Annotated in this window: 18 protein-coding genes; 10 read left to right on the top strand and 8 right to left on the bottom strand. The window is 37.3% G+C overall.

The window, feature by feature from the left end:
- The first annotated feature begins 38 nt into the window (after nucleotides 1–38).
- From dinB to QLS97_RS11675, 3 genes are all read left to right on the top strand, one after another.
- A complete protein-coding gene (gene dinB, locus QLS97_RS11665; RefSeq protein ID WP_282716862.1) occupies nucleotides 39–1220 on the top strand; it encodes a DNA polymerase IV in 1182 nt (393 codons plus the stop codon).
- A gap of 4 nt (nucleotides 1221–1224) precedes the next feature.
- Nucleotides 1225–4281 carry a DNA polymerase III subunit alpha gene (locus QLS97_RS11670; protein ID WP_282716864.1) on the top strand — a complete coding sequence of 1019 codons (3057 nt, stop codon included), beginning with the start codon at nucleotides 1225–1227 and terminating at the stop codon, nucleotides 4279–4281.
- A 152-nt stretch (nucleotides 4282–4433) separates the two neighbouring features.
- Nucleotides 4434–4883, top strand: coding sequence for a DUF1810 domain-containing protein (locus tag QLS97_RS11675; RefSeq protein WP_282716866.1), 450 nt, complete (start codon nucleotides 4434–4436; stop codon nucleotides 4881–4883).
- A 145-nt stretch (nucleotides 4884–5028) separates the two neighbouring features.
- Here the strand turns inward: QLS97_RS11675 and QLS97_RS11680 are convergent, their stop codons facing one another.
- Complete coding sequence (locus QLS97_RS11680; RefSeq protein ID WP_282716868.1) at nucleotides 5029–5679, bottom strand: nucleotidyl transferase AbiEii/AbiGii toxin family protein; 651 nt, start codon at nucleotides 5677–5679, stop codon at nucleotides 5029–5031.
- A 23-nt stretch (nucleotides 5680–5702) separates the two neighbouring features.
- On the bottom strand, nucleotides 5703–6170 hold the full coding sequence (locus QLS97_RS11685) for a helix-turn-helix transcriptional regulator (protein ID WP_282716869.1): 468 nt from the start codon (nucleotides 6168–6170) through the stop codon (nucleotides 5703–5705).
- A gap of 304 nt (nucleotides 6171–6474) precedes the next feature.
- Here QLS97_RS11685 and QLS97_RS11690 point away from each other — a divergent pair, with 304 nt between their 5' ends.
- From QLS97_RS11690 to QLS97_RS11720, 7 genes are all read left to right on the top strand, one after another.
- Nucleotides 6475–6864 (top strand): single-stranded DNA-binding protein, encoded by a 390-nt coding sequence (locus tag QLS97_RS11690; protein WP_282716870.1) that lies wholly within the window; start codon nucleotides 6475–6477, stop codon nucleotides 6862–6864.
- A gap of 45 nt (nucleotides 6865–6909) precedes the next feature.
- Complete coding sequence (locus QLS97_RS11695; RefSeq protein ID WP_282716872.1) at nucleotides 6910–7272, top strand: DUF7222 domain-containing protein; 363 nt, start codon at nucleotides 6910–6912, stop codon at nucleotides 7270–7272.
- A 27-nt stretch (nucleotides 7273–7299) separates the two neighbouring features.
- Complete coding sequence (locus tag QLS97_RS11700) at nucleotides 7300–7839, top strand: prtrc system protein e (RefSeq protein ID WP_282716874.1); 540 nt, start codon at nucleotides 7300–7302, stop codon at nucleotides 7837–7839.
- Complete coding sequence (locus QLS97_RS11705; RefSeq protein WP_282716875.1) at nucleotides 7833–8051, top strand: PRTRC system protein C; 219 nt, start codon at nucleotides 7833–7835, stop codon at nucleotides 8049–8051. The genes QLS97_RS11700 and QLS97_RS11705 overlap by 7 nt, the downstream gene beginning before the upstream one ends.
- 3 nt (nucleotides 8052–8054) lie before the next feature.
- Nucleotides 8055–8231, top strand: coding sequence for a hypothetical protein (locus QLS97_RS11710; RefSeq protein ID WP_282716876.1), 177 nt, complete (start codon nucleotides 8055–8057; stop codon nucleotides 8229–8231).
- Between the two features lie 350 nt (nucleotides 8232–8581).
- Nucleotides 8582–9196, top strand: coding sequence for a hypothetical protein (locus QLS97_RS11715; protein WP_282716877.1), 615 nt, complete (start codon nucleotides 8582–8584; stop codon nucleotides 9194–9196).
- Nucleotides 9193–9909: a PRTRC system protein B gene (locus tag QLS97_RS11720; protein WP_282716878.1), complete on the top strand. Its 717-nt coding sequence runs from the start codon at nucleotides 9193–9195 to the stop codon at nucleotides 9907–9909. Before QLS97_RS11715 ends, QLS97_RS11720 begins: the two co-directional genes overlap by 4 nt.
- An 896-nt stretch (nucleotides 9910–10805) precedes the next feature.
- Here QLS97_RS11720 and QLS97_RS11725 read toward each other — a convergent pair.
- From QLS97_RS11725 to QLS97_RS11750, 6 genes are all read right to left on the bottom strand, one after another.
- The gene (locus tag QLS97_RS11725; RefSeq protein ID WP_428831786.1) at nucleotides 10806–11054 is read right to left on the bottom strand and encodes an ATP-binding protein; all 249 of its coding nucleotides are present in this window, start codon (nucleotides 11052–11054) and stop codon (nucleotides 10806–10808) included.
- Between the two features lie 1142 nt (nucleotides 11055–12196).
- A complete protein-coding gene (locus QLS97_RS11730) occupies nucleotides 12197–13915 on the bottom strand; it encodes a beta strand repeat-containing protein (RefSeq protein ID WP_282716879.1) in 1719 nt (572 codons plus the stop codon).
- A gap of 637 nt (nucleotides 13916–14552) precedes the next feature.
- Entirely contained in the window at nucleotides 14553–15239 is a 687-nt protein-coding gene (locus QLS97_RS11735) for a hypothetical protein (RefSeq protein ID WP_282716880.1), read from the bottom strand.
- A gap of 110 nt (nucleotides 15240–15349) precedes the next feature.
- Nucleotides 15350–16288 carry a hypothetical protein gene (locus QLS97_RS11740; protein ID WP_282716882.1) on the bottom strand — a complete coding sequence of 313 codons (939 nt, stop codon included), beginning with the start codon at nucleotides 16286–16288 and terminating at the stop codon, nucleotides 15350–15352.
- Complete coding sequence (locus QLS97_RS11745) at nucleotides 16285–16797, bottom strand: hypothetical protein (RefSeq protein ID WP_282716883.1); 513 nt, start codon at nucleotides 16795–16797, stop codon at nucleotides 16285–16287. Before QLS97_RS11745 ends, QLS97_RS11740 begins: the two co-directional genes overlap by 4 nt.
- 96 nt (nucleotides 16798–16893) lie before the next feature.
- Nucleotides 16894–17379 (bottom strand): T9SS type A sorting domain-containing protein, encoded by a 486-nt coding sequence (locus tag QLS97_RS11750; protein WP_282716884.1) that lies wholly within the window; start codon nucleotides 17377–17379, stop codon nucleotides 16894–16896.
- Between the last annotated feature and the right edge of the window lie 470 nt (nucleotides 17380–17849).

Raw genomic sequence — 17849 nt, forward strand, 5'->3', positions numbered from 1 at the left:
TCTGTACTAATTTTGTAACGTATAAAAAAGAAAAGAAGATGAAAAGAGCAATTGTACACATGGATTTAGATACTTTTTTTGTGTCCTGTGAAAGACTGGGGAATTCAAAACTGGAAGGAATACCTTTGATTATTGGTGGCGGAGATCGTGGTGTCGTGGCTTCTTGTTCTTATGAAGCCCGCACCTTCGGAGTACGTTCCGCCATGCCTATTAAAATGGCACTCCGCCTCTGCCCGCAAGCTAAAGTGATGAAAGGCGATATGGAATTGTATTCCAAATTATCGCATGACGTAACCGAAGTCATTCAAGAAAAAGCACCAATTGTAGAAAAAGCCAGCATCGATGAATTTTACCTGGATATTACCGGAATGGATAAATTTTATGGGAGCTACAAATGGACCAACGAATTAGCACAATCCGTTACTAAAGAAACTGGTTTACCAATAAGTTTTGCATTATCAATAAACAAAACCGTTTCCAAAATTGGTACCGGTGAAGCCAAACCCAAAGGAAACTTAGAAATACCCGAAAATAGGGTGCGGTCTTTCTTAAATCCGCTTTCGATTCAAAAAATTCCTATGGTGGGCGATGTCACGTTTCAGTTATTGTCCCGAATTGGAATCCGTACCATTCAGACCCTTTCAGAAATGCCTGCCGAAGTATTACAGCGAATGATAGGCAAAAACGGCATCGACATCTGGAAGAAAGCCAATGGCATCGACAACAATCCGGTGGAACCCTATATGGAACGAAAATCCATTTCAACGGAACATACTTTTACTCAGGATACCATTGACATTCCAAAACTAAAGTTTGTGCTTATTGGTATGGTGGAAAAATTGGCTTTTCAGTTGCGTTCTGAAGAATGGCTGACTTCCACTGTGGTAATTAAAATTAGATATTCCAATTTTGATACGGAAACCAAACAATGCAAAGTAGCCTATACCTCAGCCGATCACACGCTGACCAAAACAGTTACCGACTTATTTGATAAAGTATACCAACGTCGCATGCGACTTCGGTTAATAGGAATTCGCTTCAGTGGGTTGGTTCGTGGAACCTATCAAATCAATTTATTTGAAGATACCGAAGAAATGCTGTCACTATACCAAGCGATGGATAAAATGAAAAGCCGTTATGGCTTTGATGCGGTGATGCGTTGTGCCGGAGCAACATTCAAACCGAATAACAAATCCGAAATTTTAAAACGCAAATTATAACATAATGTACCTAAACTGTCATTCTTTTCATTCCCTGCGCTACGGCACCATTCCGCTGTTGGATCTTATCCAGCAGGCTGTTGTTTGTGGGGTTAAGACAATGGCATTAACGGACATCAACACGGTTACCGGTATCTATGATTTTACTAAAGCCTGTAACGAAGTTGGGATAAAACCACTCGTCGGAATAGAATTTCGCTGCAACCATCAATTGCGCTACATCGGTTTGGCTAAAAATGCAGATGGGCTCGCCGAAATGAACCGTTTTCTGACCCAACATAATTTTGAAGGTACTGTCTTACCGTTGGCAGCACCTCCATTTAATAACGTCTGTATTATTTATCCTTTCGAAAATAAGCCAACAGAATTAAAAGACCATGAATTTATAGGTATTGCTCCAGATCAGCTTCCCAAATTATTTCTTCCCGAATGGAATTCTTGGCTTAGCAAAATGGTGATTTTACAATCAGTCACCTTCCGGACTAAAAGAGAATTTAATCTGCATAAAATTCTTCGAGCTATTGATACCAATGTGATTTTGTCCAAATTGACTGTGGACGATTATTGCAAGACCTCAGAAGTAATGATACCTTTGGAAGAACTGCTTTCAAAATTTGAGCAGTATCCGCAAATTATTGCAAACACGCAGAAAGTGATGAATCTGTGTCATTTTGAATTTGACTTTAAAACTCCCAAAAACAAAAAATACTATTCCGGAAGTCGGGAAAGCGACATGCAGCTTTTGACGAAATTAGCTCACGAAGGGCTATTCAAAAAATACGGTGCCGATAATCCGCAAGCGTTAGCAAGAGTCGAAAAAGAATTAAAGGTGATTGACCAATTGGAATTCAGCGGCTATTTCCTAATCACTTGGGACATCATTCAATACAGCATGAGTCAGGGATTTTTACATATTGGTCGAGGTAGCGGTGCCAACAGTATAGTGAGTTATTGTCTGGGTATCACCGACATCTGCCCCATTGAACTCGATTTGTATTTTGAACGTTTCCTGAATGTGAACCGCAAGAGCCCCCCTGATTTTGACATTGATTGGTCATGGAAAGAACGCGATACCATTCTCCGATATATTTTTGATACCTACGGTGCCGATCATGTTGCTTTCTGTGGAACTAATGTGGAATTTAAGTACCGCTCCATTTTCAGGGAAGTGGGTAAGGTTTTTGGTTTGCCCAAAGAGGAATTAGATACTTTGACTAAAAACCCAATGGCGTTACATGATAAAAATCAAATCGTAAAGCTAGTGCAGGAATACGGTATGTTACTCGAAAAATACCCCAACCAACGCAGCATGCATTCCTGCGGTATCTTAATCTCAGAAGAACCCATTACCAATTACACGCCTTTGGAAATGCCTCCGAAAGGGTTTCCAATAGTGTTATTCGACATGCACATTGCAGAGGATATCGGTTTTGAAAAGTTTGATATCCTCAGCCAGCGCGGGATTGGTCACATCGATGACAGTGTGAAACTTATTGAGAAAAATCAGGGGATTAAAGTCGATATCCGAGATACCGCTATATCAAAAAATGAGGCGAAGGCGAATCATTTTCTAAGCCACGGAAAAACCATTGGATGCTTTTATATCGAAAGCCCCGCCATGCGTGGCTTGTTGCGCCGACTGAAATGTGATAATTATAAGACTCTCGTAGCCGCCTCTTCCATCATACGACCTGGTGTCGCCCAATCCGGTATGATGAAAGAATACATTTTCCGGCACAACCATCCGGATCGTTTCGAATATTTTCATGACGTTTTTAAGGAACAACTCGGAGAAACCTATGGGGTGATGGTCTATCAGGAAGATGTAATCAAGATTGCTTTACATTATGCAGGACTTCCCGCAGCCGATGGCGATATTCTGCGTCGGGCCATGAGCGGGAAAGGACGTTCCAAAGCAGCACTTCAAAAAGTAAAAGACAATTACTTTGCCTGTTGTGCACAAAAAGGATATCCTGTAAAGTTAAGCGAAGAAATATACCGACAAATTGAATCTTTTGCTGGCTATTCCTTTTGTAAGGCGCACTCCGCTTCTTACGCTGTCGAGAGTTACCAAAGTCTTTATCTTAAGGTTTACTACCCTATTGAATTCATGGTAGCGGTAATCAACAACCAAGGTGGTTTTTACCGTACCGAAGTATATGTTCATGAAGCTAAAATGTCGGGGGCGACCATTCAGAATCCCTGTGTTAACAAGAGCGACTTTGAAACTACGGTTTATGGTACCGATGTCTATTTGGGTTTCATGCATCTGGAAGGTTTGGAAAGTAAACTAGCGCATGGTATTGTTAAAGAGCGGGAGGAAAATGGTGGATTAAAATCTTTGGAAGATTTCATCAACCGCATTCCCATAGGTATAGAAGGCATACAGATTTTGATTTTTATCGGAGCATTCCGTTTTACCGGTAAAACAAAAAACCAATTGCTGGTAATCGCCAGGCTCATTTTGGTAAACTTTAAACCCGAAAACAGAAATCTGATGCTCCTTCAGGAACCAATTAAAGAATACGAACTCCCGATACTGGAGCGCTCCCCTTTTGAAGATGCTTTTGATGAAATCGAACTACTGAGTTTTCCGGTCTCCTGTACCCCTTTCGATTTATTGCAGACAAAATATCGAGGGGACGTAATGGCGAAAGATTTATTGAGTCACCATAAAAAAACGGTAAAGATGCTGGCCTATCTCATTTCCAGAAAGCACGTGCCCACCAAAATGGGAACGATGTATTTTGGAACTTGGATAGACGTAGAAGGGGAATATTTCGACACGGCGCATTTTACTAAAAGTTTGGAGAAATATCCGTTCCAAGGCGGTGGCTGTTATTTGCTATTAGGAACTGTAGAAGTGGACTACCACTTTCCTACTATTACCATTTCCAAAATGGTTAAAATGCCATTCATCCCCGATCCAAGATATTCCAACACCAGCGACCGGCAGTATAAAGTACACGAACAGATTCGGGAAGATGTCAGCATGACCCATCGGGCACCATACCCACAGGAACATGAAATCAACCTGCCAAGGTATAAAATGAGTACATGATAATTAGTAACACTTTTTCAAGATGATACTTTTCAACACTACTATACTAGTGATATGAGATCATGGCAAAAAAAGTTTTTTGACTCTTTGAATACAAAAACAAATAAATTAATTTAGCCCTGCGATTTTTCAGTGGCAACATACATAAAAAAATGAGGGACAACAACCAATTAATCCGATTTTTAGAAGCACAAAACCAAGTGTACCTAAAAGCGCTTTCTGAAATAAAAAAAGGTAAAAAGTACACCCATTGGATGTGGTATATCTTCCCCCAAATGAAAGGATTGGGTTCCAGTGAAACGGCACAGTACTATGGAATCAAAGATTTGAATGAGGCTACTGCCTATTTACAACATCCCATTCTAGGCAAACATCTGGTTGAAATTGCTACGGAGGTATTGCACATAAAAGGAAAAATAGCAACAGATATATTCGGAACTCCTGACGATCTGAAATTATTCTCCTGCATGACATTATTTGCAAATGTTGAAAATACAGATCCTGTATTTGCTAAAGTCCTCGATAAATATTTCAATGGATTGCAAGATGAAGCTACCCTGCTGTTACTGGTAAAAAACAAATTAAGCAATAACACTCTTTAACGATACAGACCTATTTTTTTCTGGTCTCGGTGTTAAAAATATATTTGACCTTCCCAATACGGAACTTATACTACTAGATTTTTTTTACGAAGGAGGAATCGGATCATTATTATAATATCCTGATAAGGGCAACTGTATAATTAAATTAATCTTCCAGTGGCCCAATAAACTCCATCATATCGAGTTTAATGAGTTCCCAATGTCTTCCTCTGAGGCATAAAGGTTCAAAATCATCATCGGCCTGGGTGAAGTCCGTGAATTTCTCTTTCAGTAGTTTCCTGTCATGGGTATAGGGGTATCTTTTTTCATGCAGGACAAACATTTCATTGATTGTAAAATCATCCTTTAACCTGTCGATATCCCAAAAATCTTTTTTTCTCCCTGTCCTTTGCACCACATCAAGTTTCATGGCTGCAATCTCTGCCTTACTGGCCAGTCTGAGTCCATTGAACTCTTGTACTTCGTCTATAAAATCATCTGTATAATAAAGATCCAGTTTCACACTCTCTTCACTGCTCCTTCCTACATAATACGATTTACCCATGCCCATTGGAGCAATATCCATGCTGTCGACATAAAAATAATTGGCCCTCAGATATGCATCGATCGAGTTGAAATCCAAAGTTCCATATTCCGCATCACTGAACAGATCGATATCCACAGACATCCTGTGCCCGTAATACAAGCTCAATGCCGTGCCTCCTATGAGTCTAAAAGATTCAAATTCCTTGGCCTGCATTAAATCCTCTAAAATGGTTTTCAGAAGTGGGGTAACGGTATTGAAATATAATGGCATGGTTTGATTTATGATTTTTTTATTTATGAATTTAGAATAGCAGTTACGGTATCTGGACCGTAAAAACGGCTAATCTCCTTTTTTTCTTCTTCATTGCCACGTTCAAAAATTCTTTTGATAACCGCTTTTTTTTGTTGCTGCCAGTCTATTTTTTTGATGTCCGTATCCCAAAATAAGACTTTTCGAAGCAGGTCTAAATTAGGCTTTTGGTCATTTTTTTGTTGCTTATTTTCTTTCTTCTTCTCTTGCTCAATATCATAATACACCTGCAAAACCATAAAATAACCTTCCTCTATGGCCAGTACCTTCTCAATCTTACGCGCCAGCGTTATATTCATCCTGCGCTTGCCCTTGGTAATAGCCGTCAAGGTTTGTGGGAACTCACCAACTGAAAGCGCAAACTGCCCCTTACGCAAAAGACGTTTTTCCAACTCGCGCTCCAGTACATAGCCGGGATGGATCCCCTTAATAGTATCAAGTATCGTTTTCATAGTACAAAAGTAAACAATTTTGTTTACACAGTACTGTTAAATATATGCAAACAAGAAAAGTAAGGTTGGGCTAAGATTGTATTTCCACTCGAAACGGACTAAAAGGCAGCTAAGATAGTGTCTCTAGGATGCTGCAAGCGCATAATGGCTGCGTTGCACTGGCCACCCTACGGGACTTATAGCTCTCCACATCCATAAGCCCCTTATTTCTTGCTTTCTTTTTTTCCGTTTTTTCTTTTGAAAATATTTTTTACGGGGACTGGGGAAGAAATCAAAACAGTAGTAATCACAAATTTTTTACATCATGGAAATCACAGGACGCATTACAGCAGATGCCACAATTCACAAAGTGAATAGCGACAAACAGGTGGTTAATTTCAGCATCGCCATCAATGACAGCTACAAACCTAAAAACAGTACCGAGCCAAGGGAAATAGTGACGAATATAGACTGTTCGTACTGGCTAAATGCAAAGACTGCCGAGTGGCTCAAAAAAGGAGCACTCGTTCAGCTATTCGGGCGCATTGGACTGAGTGTCTACAACAGTAGCGATGGCAAGGCTTTGGGTAGACTGACCTTTCACACCAACAGCCTTAAAATATTGGTATTTGCCAAAAAAGTACAGGAAAATAACAACAGCGGTGCATCGAGTAACATCGTACAGGAAAAAGAACCTTCTGACATTCCCTTTTAATCCTACATGCCAATCTAAAAATCACTAACGCCAAAATACATTATTATGAAAGCCTTAGAAAAAACAGCCTACCGTACGTACGAGGTAAGTACGGCATTTAACAAAATAATTTTGGGTCATATCGAGAGTTACGATGGTAAGAAGAAAGAAAAGTTGAGATTGTTCTTGGAAGACCTGCAACACGGCGGTTGCATCAGCGGTATGATAAGTGAATTCATATATCACGCTGACTGTAAAGCATTTTATATTGCCCATCTCGAAGACCTTGAGAACATTAAAAATGATTTGGAAGACGGGCTTGGCGAGCCAATACCAAACCGTTTTAAAAGTCCTCATTACACTTTTATGTGTTGGCTTTGCTTTGAGGAATACTGCTATACTATTTATAGCAGTGTATTTGATAATTGATTTGAAAATAAATTAAAACGTAAGACAATGGAAACTAATTTTTTTAAATCCATCATTGCCCTCGAAGTGGCAGGCGACTGGACAATAAACATAGCAAAAGAAACTGCTGACAGACTTATCGTATCGGTACTGTTCTACAACAACTGCGTTGGCGATGATGCTCGCAAAAAAGTACCGCCCATCCTGCTCAAAGGAACACCGCAGGAACTCGATGATGAATTTTTTCAAGCCATCGAACTGCCCATAAAAGAAACGGCTCAATTATTTGCCAATATGGAGCAGTTCCTTAAACAAAAAGAACAGGCAAAAATCACCTCCCAAATGGAAAAGGACAACACCTCCAAAGCAGACAGGGACAAGAGCGACAAACAGAAACAGTACGAGCAAGCCATGAAAAAAGTGGACGAACTCGAAGCCGATGGCAAATACCGTGAAGCATGGATAAAAGTCCCGCAGACAGAAATCTATCCCGAACACACAGAAACCATTCGCAACCGTCGGATGGGACTTTCCAAACAGTTTGCCCCTGACCTATTCAATGAACCCAAAATCCAAGAGCCATGTTAACAGCCACACATTTAAAAAGGATTTTTTCCTTTAAAGACAAAGAGCAGGATATCAAACTCGCTGACCCGTCCACGACATACAGCCCTGAGGCGGTACTCAATTTTTATGCGCAGACCTATCCTATCCTGACCACAGCCACCATAGAGGGTCCCGTCATTAATGACGATGCCATCCAGTACAAATTTGTTGCCCAAATCGGCACTAAAGGATAAACCATGAAAACAAAAACCATAACAGGCAGTATCAGTCTGCCCAAAAATAAAAAGCAATGGAAACTCTATCAGCAGTTAGGCAAATTTACAAGCGACCTGAACCGTCTGTCCGATGCACAGGAAGTAAAAACAAACCAACCAAAGTCTGCTCCACTCGACCTGTTACCGATGGTTTTTTAAGACAGCAATTCCTGCCCTTATTTGAGAGGGACAAGGAACTCCCCGACAAGGCAAGCACCCAAAAGGATTTTTTTGAATCCCTTTCCATCCTCACAAGATTGTATGGATTTAAGATAAGCAACGTAACAGACAAACCGTATCCCTACAATATCCTATTGGCGCACCATTATGCACAAAAAGAATTAAGCGCATCAAGACAGGACATCGAACTGGCAATCCTCGCTGATGATAAAACGGTAAAACTCTTCACCCGTCATACCTACAATACAGACATGACCTTGTACTATATTCCTGTCCTGCCCCTGTACAGACTTTTGCAGGACAGGAAGCAAAAACAGAATGTAGAATTATTGCTGTCTGTCTTTGCCTATCTGTACCATATCGCAGGGATTCCCTATTACAGGGACAACTACAGCGCACTTGCCTATTATTACGAATGTATGGAGGACTGGCTGATGGAAGGTTGGGAAGAAGACGAAACAGACGAAAAAAACAGTACTAATTTAGAAATCAACAAGGCATCCTTTTATGGGGATATAATACACCGTAAAATATACAATCCGTATCAGCTAAACCAATTCAGACAGCGCATTGACTGCCACAAACAAAAGAGTTCTTTTGACAGGGAATGCCTGAACATAGCCAAAAAAGCGTACGTACTATTGCAGGATTATCCCAAATACACCGTTTTCCGTTCGACCTCCAATGCCGAACTGGAAGAGGACGATGGTATCATCAGAGCACAGCAGTACATTTCATTTGTAGCCGAGAACGAGGGCACGCTTTATGAAAACATCGCCAGAATGGTCAATGACGAATTCAACGAGTGTTCAGAAATGGAACAGCCCACGCTGATACAGCTATATGACACGCAGAACAATCCCTCTACTGAGGGACTGGATTTTGAATACCGACTTTTTCCGCTACTTAATGACTTATGTACCCTTTTAAATCAAATTCCATGAAAGACATCACCGCCACTTTCGGAACATTATACCATCCTGTAAAAGCATTTGTGGTCTATCAGAAAAATACATCCGACAAAAGTATCTACGTGGAAGCCTACGATATGGACAAAAATGGCTATCCCCTAAACGCGCATCCGCTGAGCGTGCATGAAAGTACCAATCTTGCCAATACCCTCGATACTTCAGAAGAACTCAAACGTAATTTTTTAAAACCGTCAGGTTTGCTTCCCAAAAATATACTGTACTTGAATCCCGACCAAAATGGCTATGCGATATGGCATACTCCTGCCCAAAAGGTCGATTTGTTTTTCGTGGAGGCTTTGTGCATTCCAAATGGCAGGGCATCCCTACCGCCCCTGCTTTGGAAAGCCTCTAAAAATACACTGTGGATTTTTGCAATGGATTCCGATGCCGGCATCAACGAACTAACCATCCTATCCCATGCTCCTTTTTTTAATCTCTATCAAGATGGCAGGGTCTGCATGGGTACAGTATCGGTCAATATTAAAGCAGATTGCCTCTTGGAAGAATTTATTGCCCTGTGGCAACAGTATTTCTTCAACAGCTATTTCAGCCACCTGATAGGAGATAAAAGTCCTGTGAAAGGAAACATCATTCAACTTTGGCAAGGTCTTGTGGGAAGCAAAAAACAATTCCCGATAAAATCCCTGATAAAAAATGGTCTGACAATTAAAAAACTACTATCATGAACTGTTTTCTCCAAAGATTACAACCGTTTAACACAACAGATAAACCAAGTTGATCAAATTGGGTTTCAGCCAGACTTTGGATATAGATATCAATTTTAAAGTTAGCTATTTCTTATACCTTGTTTAGGTGATTTAGGGTTTGTAGCGATGCGAACTCTAAATCTTTTTTTAGCTCAAACTAATAGTATAATATTTCCCCAACACGCTATCTCACTTACTAAAAATATTCACTTAGGATAATTAAAAGTATTGCCTTTTCTTGTGATACTTTTCATTATAAAAAATACCAAATTAGAGTAGTTAATTCCAAAGTTGAAAGCTATACTTGTGATTATTGCTAATAATAAAGGTACTGAGATATTCAATTTGGTGGCACCATACTATCTTTTCAATGCGACTAAACAAGCAAAGATATATGTTGGAGTCGAAAGGAAAAGCGTTATAGTATTACTCAAAGGGCTATTTATTTATCCAAATGTACCATTCACCGTATTAGATTCTTTAAAAATAAAACCTGATGTAGTGGTAATTTCTGCAATGATTACCGTGTTCTAAGATACCGGATGACCTATCCTCAAACGGATCAAAGAAAAGCACAGTGCCAATACGAAAATCCTTTCAGTTTGTGCGAGTTCCTTAGTCGGAGCAACCAGCGGTTTATATGATGGTATACCACTTACCACATATGTCTCTATGTTCGAGGAAAGCAAGGCCTTTTTCAAAATCCATAATGCATTCAAAACTGCAAATTCCAGAGATATTAACCACCCAATTCCAATTTAAAGGATCACCTGATTCCAATTCAAAATGACTACCTAATTTCGGTGCAAAATGACCACCTCCATTTTTCATTAAAAATTACTTTATTTCATCTGTTAATTAGTATTCAAATATACTTAAAATATTATCCCTTGTTTATGCTTTTTTTTCTTTTTCATAGATTTTCCGTGCAGTGAGATTCGGTGAGATTGATGTATAAGCCTATCCAAAATTGCATCAGCTATGGTTTTTTCTCCAATGATTTCTAAAAAGGTAATTCGATTATGACTATCTAATGTTTGGAGTCCAAAATCGTTCAAAATAATGACATCTTGCCTTTCAATTTTGGCCAATTCTCGCAGATAAGAACCATCTGCTTTGTCCATTTTTAATTTAACAAACAGCTTCGAATTATTAAAATAACCCACTTTAAAACCTTGTATGCAATGCGGTGCCTAAGTAACTTCTGCCTACGCCAGTACTTGCAATTATTAAAATGTCTTCATTTTTTTATAACCAATTAATTTATTTTATCAGTAGCGGTTTATATATTAGTTACCGGACTTACGATGGCAACGCTGGAATATAAACCAACAGTATTAAGGGAACTTAGATTTATTCAAACATTATTAAAAATCATGGCAAAACCAATTACACCAGCAAAATAGTGCACTACTATCCTATCAAACCGGTTAGCCATTAGACAAATATTAAGAACGAAAATGTTTGCTGTACTGCCTTCAAAAACCGAATTTACAAACTAATTTTGGATACAACGAACGGAAAAACCTTGTGCTCTGCCATAGGATCTATTAGTAACTGATGGGCCAGTTATATATGTGCACAAACCAAATCCGGCAGCTCCCGTAACGGTGCTATTGACATAGATAGCACTTATACCGGTTTCAGAAAAGGACCCGCTTAAATACTACCGATTTCCAGGAACTGTAAACTTAAATATTGAGTCAAAAGCGCTAATATAATTAGTAATATTAAGACTCCTAAATTCAGCATCTATTTCTGCCAAAGTAGGAATGCGATACCCTGTCGGGCAGGGATTATTTACTCCATTTATGCCTTGCCAACGGGTATCATTGTTATCGCTTCTCCAATCGTAAGGGCTAAAAGGACTATAGATGAATACCTCATTTCCAGGGAAATCGGTAGTAACAAGTGTTGAAGTGGCTGCTCCATTTATAGAAATTCCTGTAGTAGCAGAAGTCCATTCGACACTCGCGTGGCGTCGTTACCTCTACCCCACTGATATAGACAACCAGGCGCTTCTTTATCCGTAGCTGATGTTGCCGCCCGACTGGCACCAAGATTCCTGTCCATCCACGTTTTACCGGTGTTTATAGAAATTACAGGAACAATTGTAGTCTGTGAAATACTACTACAGTAAGCAAAGCTACCAATAGGATTTAAGGAAACCTCCTCCTGATATAACCCGTAAAAACTAGGTACTGTAATCTGTGACAAATCATAAAAATACTTAATAATAAAATTTTTTTTTACGTCTTTTTATAAATTAATTCATGTTACCGCTAGTGATAAATACATTAGTGACAGGGCTTACAATGGTAACTATGGCATACAAACCATTAGTTTTAATGAAATTGTTTTTATTCACCACAGTGGTACCACTCCCCGCAAAGGTTATTACCCCTGTACCATATTGCACAACCAAGCAGTTAAAACCCGGGCTAAGCCCAGCGGGTACAGTTAGCGTAATAGGCGAGGCGCTTGTAAAATTGAGCATTTTTCCATTGTCAGCTTGAACTAAACTATAATTTGTCACAGCAACACTATTGACTACGGTACTAAAATTAGCTATAGTACTCGCTCCCGAGGTTCCAGTAATGCTTGTAACATTAGCTAGTGTTTTATTTGTAAGTGTTTCAGTTCCAACAAGTGTTGCTAAAGTGCCAGTAGCTGGCAGCGTTAGTGCAGTATTTCCTGTTGCTGTTAAATTCGTAGTAAAGGCTCCCGTAGTTGTCAAATTACCGCCAAGAGTTATCGTCTTACCACTATTTACAACCCCTGTACCTCCATTTGCACCGGCTACAATTCCTGTAACATTTGTTGCTGTGCCGGCAGTTAAGCCGGTGGCAGTTCCTGTAATATTAGTTCCTATTAATGTTGATGGAGTTCCTAGATTGGGTGTTACTAATGTTGGTGATGATGAAAATACCGCACTACCTGTACCCGTTTCATCACTTAGTACTCCTGATAATTGTGCTGATGTTGTTGTTGCAAACTGTGATAGTGGATTCGTTGTTAACGCATTTCCGGTTGCTGCAGTTACCCAACTTAAAGTTCCTGTACTATTACTTTGTAAAACTCCACTAGAAGCCGGACTTGAACTTGGCCAAGTATATGTTGATGAACCCGCAGCTGCTAGCACTGCAAAATTTACTCCACCGGAGGTTGCCCCTGTAAGTCGAAAAGTACCCTTTACATCTAATTTTGCATTTGGAGCATTTCCAATACCTACATTTCCATTATTTGCAATCCTCATTGCCTCCGTAGCTCCGTTATTCCCTACTTGAAATATATGATCAGCATTCGCTACACCTATCCCTGTTGTTGTTTTATAAACAAGAGATTGAGTAGTTGCTGTACCGCCAATAATAGATGGCGTAGTGATGTTATTAACGAAGGTTGGTCCAGTATCCATAACAAATTTAGTTCCTGTTCCCGTTTGCGAGGCAACCGAAGTAGCATTTCCTATACTTGTTATTGGGCCGGTTAGATTTGCATTAGTACCATTAGCAGATGTAATATCTGTAAGAGTAGCCAAGGTTCCCGTGGTAGGCAGCGTTAGTGCAGTATTTCCTGTTGCTGTTAAATTCGTAGTAAAGGCTCCCGTAGTTGTCAAATTACCGCCAAGAGTTATCGTCTTACCACTATTTACAACCCCTGTACCTCCATTTGCACCGGCTACAATTCCTGTAACATTTTCAGCAATTGCAGAATCCACTGCTTTCCAAACGCTTTTATCCCAATAATAAAAACCTGGTGTCACATCAGCAATTGTCGCAATATTATAAACCAAAATACCTTCATCCTCTACACCTAATGATTGAAGCGGAGCAGAATTACTCAATGAAGACAATGTAACCCTCGGAATAAGTATCCCTTTATCAGTGGCTGCAAACTGAAGTGCAGCATTAACATTTATAACCGCATTAGGACCTATGACAACCGTCCCACTATTTTTATTATAAATTGCCGTCCCGGAAGTCATCCATTTACTATATTCAACTTGCCTAATAATTCCTTTATTATCAACTAAATTAATAGTTTGTGAATAAGTAGCAGAAAAAAAAAGGAAAAGATTAAGAATAAAAAAAAAGTTTCTTATCATTATTTTTAAATAATTGCAAAATTAAGAATTTGTATATCTAATATATTTAAATTATATTGACGGAAACTAAACTTTTTGTACTTTTTAAATAATTTAGTGTCATATCTAGTATGTTTTTCAAACCTATTGGATTCAATAATTTTTAAATAAAAATTCAGCAAATCATATTACAATATAGTACATCAATGAAACGATTATCTGTTTACAACTAAAAAATATTGTTTAAAATAGTGCAAAGAATACATTTAACTTTGCTTAATGAACTCTTAGTTATCAATATTATCACCTACTAGATAATGGAACACTTTTTTTAAAATTTTATAAAAAATTATTCTATAAATAAAAGAATCACTCTTAAAACTGCAACTCTAAATATATCAAACAATTACTACTTTGTTAACTACAAGATTTTAATAATTTGAATTATAAAATTCAAAAAAAAGTGCTTCAATTTTATTTCATAACATTTAAAAAATATTATTCTACTAAAAAAATACCATTTTCACAATTAACAAAATTAGTTAATCCATTGTATTTCAATAACATCGCCAGTATAAAATTCACCTGCGGCAGCAGTAAAAGTAACAACGCCTCCTCCAATTGACCAATCGGCGGAACCGGTTTGGCGTAATTTAATTCCATTTCTAAACACTGAAATTTTGTTTGGCACTGTTGTAATTGCCGGTATTACTGCAGTAACATAAACTCCCGCGGCAAAGTCACTTCCTAAAACAAATTCTGCAACACCTCCAGTTATCAAACTCGTGGCTAACATTTTTTCGACAGCACCGGTAGCTTCATTACGAACTAATAAAGTGTATCCCGATCCAGAACCACCGTCACCGTTTTTCGATCCACTCAAGGCATTTGTTGAAGCTGGTAATGCAGATAATGCTAATCCATCTAAAGCAAATACTTTACCTGTCGCATCTATATAAGTATTATCAGTTAAAGTACCACCTAATTGCCAAGTGGTAGTTGTTTTGTCATTTGTAGTATTTGTAATCTGAGTAATACCATTGCTAGACTGAAAGTACTTTATAGTACCCTTATTATCTACTACTTTTACAGTATTACCTCCTTTAATAAAATCTCCGCTGGTTTTTTGCGCCGTTGCTTGATTACTCATTAAGATTAGAAGGAAAAGAATCCCATAAGCCTTAAAAACATATTTTTTGGTAAAATTATTTTTTGTTTTAATCATTTTTTTAAATTTTTGTAATTTGAATATTGAAAACGACTTTCGTTTAATTTGGTAAAAATTTAAAAGTATTATTATTTTTTCATTATAGTTTAGGTATTTAAGATTAGTATTCAGTTAAATTGAATTATTTTTAGTTCATCATTTAGAGAACAGATTACACCTGCCTCTAATTTTATTGTATTGGCATCTACAACAATAGCATTTATCCGTATACCATTACGATATACATTAACCTTATTACCACTACTTATAGGTATTGGAGTTGCAAAAAGTACTTGGCCTTCAGCAGCATTGTAATCAACTACAGTTTCATCTATTGACGATGTAAATGAAGCTCGGCTTAAAATCCCAGTTACTGGATCAATAGATATCAATTGGTTTCCAATCGCATACGACTGTAGTAAGCCCCTAATGGCCAATGTACCAGAGTTCGAAGTAATTATCTCTTCCGGAACTTTCAATACTTTATCTAACTTACCGTTTAAAGCTACTTGAGCAACAGTAGATAAAGGCTTGTTCAAGTCACTAGTATTATCTACATTCTCTAAGTCGAGATTAATTTTAGCTTCAGTTATTGTAGTACCACCCGTTCCTCCATTTCCAATTAAAACAATACCCGTAACATTTTCAGCCGTATAGGCAGCAGGAACCGATGAAAAAAGTTGATTACTTATTTCCTCAAAAGAACTGCAAAGTCCTAGAATATCTACTGAAACTTTTAAACTCATCTTAGTTGGATTCCAATTAATTTTGCCAAATGAAGCTGCATAACCATCGGTTTGAATTCCTTTACCTATAATTACATTCACCATTCCAAATTCGTCTGTGGTCAACTGTACTTTTTCCTGATATTCATTTATCAAATTAGAATCAAAAATCGTAAACTGCAAACAAATTTGCTTATTAGCTAACGGCGCATTTTGATCATTTACACCCGGAATTTGCCCTTCAATAGGACTAAGAATAACCGCCTGATAGGTTATCCCACTAGTTTGCGAGTAAAAAAGAGATGAAAATAATAGCGCTATTATAAAAAAGAATATTTTCATAAAATATTATTTTTTATTAAAAAAAAAACACCTAACTGAATTTGATTTATATTAAACGATAATTTTTCTTCTGATGTATTCGCTAAATTAAAGCTTGTATTGTAATTATATCCTAAACTTATTGCTGAATTTTTAGATATATTACTTTTTAATTGAATAGCCAATAAATTTACTAGCACAAAACCAGAGAACTCCTTTTCACCCATTAAATCATAAACAACTCTATCCATTTCTTGCTTACCATATTTTACCGTACTCGCTTTAATTCCTATTTTAGCATTAAAATCAAAAACACCTGTTCTAAAAATCTTATAAATAATTGCATCCTGAATTCCAATGTGTTTTGTACTCCATTTATAAACAGCTCCATCGTACAAACTAACTCCATTGTATTCATCTAGTGACAAATCAATGTTAAGAATTAATTTTTTATTTATTTTTTTCAGAAAACCTATTTCACTACTACTACCGGAGCCACTTTGAAAATCAATATTTGATTGTTTAAACAATACTTTAAAATCATATTTCGTAAAATTCTTTCCATTTTAAAAAAATACTTCTTGACAATACATATTCCTAAAAACGAAAAAATAAGATTGCCTTTTTCATTTTAGTTTTAATATCTTGGTTGTATAACTGTAATTTTCCCCTATTAGTTTAATTAAATACTTACCTTCAGCTAAATAAACATTATCAACAGTCAAAACATTTTCGACACTCTTTTTTTCTTGATAAAAAACAATTCTACCTGTTAAATCAATAAAGAACACCTTAATAAAACCTTTAATTGCAGATGAAAATCTAAAATTAATATGGTTCGACATAGGATTTGGGTAAGTCATTGTTGTTATACTTTCAGAAACAATTAATAAACCCTTCCCATAAAACATCATTTGTTGGTAACCCTGTTTCATTATCAAATTGTCTTTTCTAAAATTACCTGAAACACTTGCTTGCCCGATTGTCTGATTTATAAGACTACCACTTTTCAAGACCTTACGAGATCCCTGAGCAGACAACATCTGATGATGCAATTTTTGCCCCTGGGCATTCAAAGCAAAAAAAAGAATAACGAAAATATATTTTATCATTTTTAGCTATTTATATAGAATCCACCCAACACCTTTTAATTCACATATAGCGATTATTAAAAACCTGCAAAAAAAAACAAGCCGGAACAAGAAATTAGATAAAACAAAAACTCTATTACGCTTAAAAATTTTATAATATTTTCTTCCATACTTTTCATTTAAGATTAGCTTTTAAGACCCTTTAATTTAAAAATCTGTCAAAAAGAATATTAAGCAATTATTCATATATGTTTGTTCTAGGCAAAGACAATAAATATTGAATAAAAAAAACCAGACAAATGTCTATAAAAAAGTAAATGTTTTTTTTCGGATGAAATAAACAAGTTTATAATCCGTTGGTTGGACATGCTAACTTAGCCATCATAAATAGTTAAGAAACAAATCTTAATTTAACTTTTGAAACAAGCCCGCAAAATTTATGACAGAGAGCTATTCAATTGATTTATAAGACAACCAACATATCAGAGCTC

This window comes from Flavobacterium yafengii, assembly GCF_030010375.1.
GTDB lineage: Bacteria > Bacteroidota > Bacteroidia > Flavobacteriales > Flavobacteriaceae > Flavobacterium > Flavobacterium yafengii.

What these genes read in the sequence shown, in the direction of transcription:
- QLS97_RS11690 (WP_282716870.1), top strand. Translation starts at nt 6,475, where the DNA reads ATGGAAATCACAGGACGCATTACAGCAGATGCCACAATTCACAAAGTG.
- QLS97_RS11730 (WP_282716879.1), bottom strand. Translation starts at nt 13,915, where the DNA reads ATGACTTCCGGGACGGCAATTTATAATAAAAATAGTGGGACGGTTGTC.
- QLS97_RS11705 (WP_282716875.1), top strand. Translation starts at nt 7,833, where the DNA reads ATGTTAACAGCCACACATTTAAAAAGGATTTTTTCCTTTAAAGACAAA.
- dinB (WP_282716862.1), top strand. Translation starts at nt 39, where the DNA reads ATGAAAAGAGCAATTGTACACATGGATTTAGATACTTTTTTTGTGTCC.
- QLS97_RS11725 (WP_428831786.1), bottom strand. Translation starts at nt 11,054, where the DNA reads ATGGACAAAGCAGATGGTTCTTATCTGCGAGAATTGGCCAAAATTGAA.
- QLS97_RS11695 (WP_282716872.1), top strand. Translation starts at nt 6,910, where the DNA reads ATGAAAGCCTTAGAAAAAACAGCCTACCGTACGTACGAGGTAAGTACG.
- QLS97_RS11720 (WP_282716878.1), top strand. Translation starts at nt 9,193, where the DNA reads ATGAAAGACATCACCGCCACTTTCGGAACATTATACCATCCTGTAAAA.
- QLS97_RS11740 (WP_282716882.1), bottom strand. Translation starts at nt 16,288, where the DNA reads ATGAAAATATTCTTTTTTATAATAGCGCTATTATTTTCATCTCTTTTT.
- QLS97_RS11735 (WP_282716880.1), bottom strand. Translation starts at nt 15,239, where the DNA reads ATGATTAAAACAAAAAATAATTTTACCAAAAAATATGTTTTTAAGGCT.
- QLS97_RS11700 (WP_282716874.1), top strand. Translation starts at nt 7,300, where the DNA reads ATGGAAACTAATTTTTTTAAATCCATCATTGCCCTCGAAGTGGCAGGC.
- QLS97_RS11685 (WP_282716869.1), bottom strand. Translation starts at nt 6,170, where the DNA reads ATGAAAACGATACTTGATACTATTAAGGGGATCCATCCCGGCTATGTA.
- QLS97_RS11750 (WP_282716884.1), bottom strand. Translation starts at nt 17,379, where the DNA reads ATGATAAAATATATTTTCGTTATTCTTTTTTTTGCTTTGAATGCCCAG.
- QLS97_RS11710 (WP_282716876.1), top strand. Translation starts at nt 8,055, where the DNA reads ATGAAAACAAAAACCATAACAGGCAGTATCAGTCTGCCCAAAAATAAA.
- QLS97_RS11670 (WP_282716864.1), top strand. Translation starts at nt 1,225, where the DNA reads ATGTACCTAAACTGTCATTCTTTTCATTCCCTGCGCTACGGCACCATT.
- QLS97_RS11675 (WP_282716866.1), top strand. Translation starts at nt 4,434, where the DNA reads ATGAGGGACAACAACCAATTAATCCGATTTTTAGAAGCACAAAACCAA.
- QLS97_RS11680 (WP_282716868.1), bottom strand. Translation starts at nt 5,679, where the DNA reads ATGCCATTATATTTCAATACCGTTACCCCACTTCTGAAAACCATTTTA.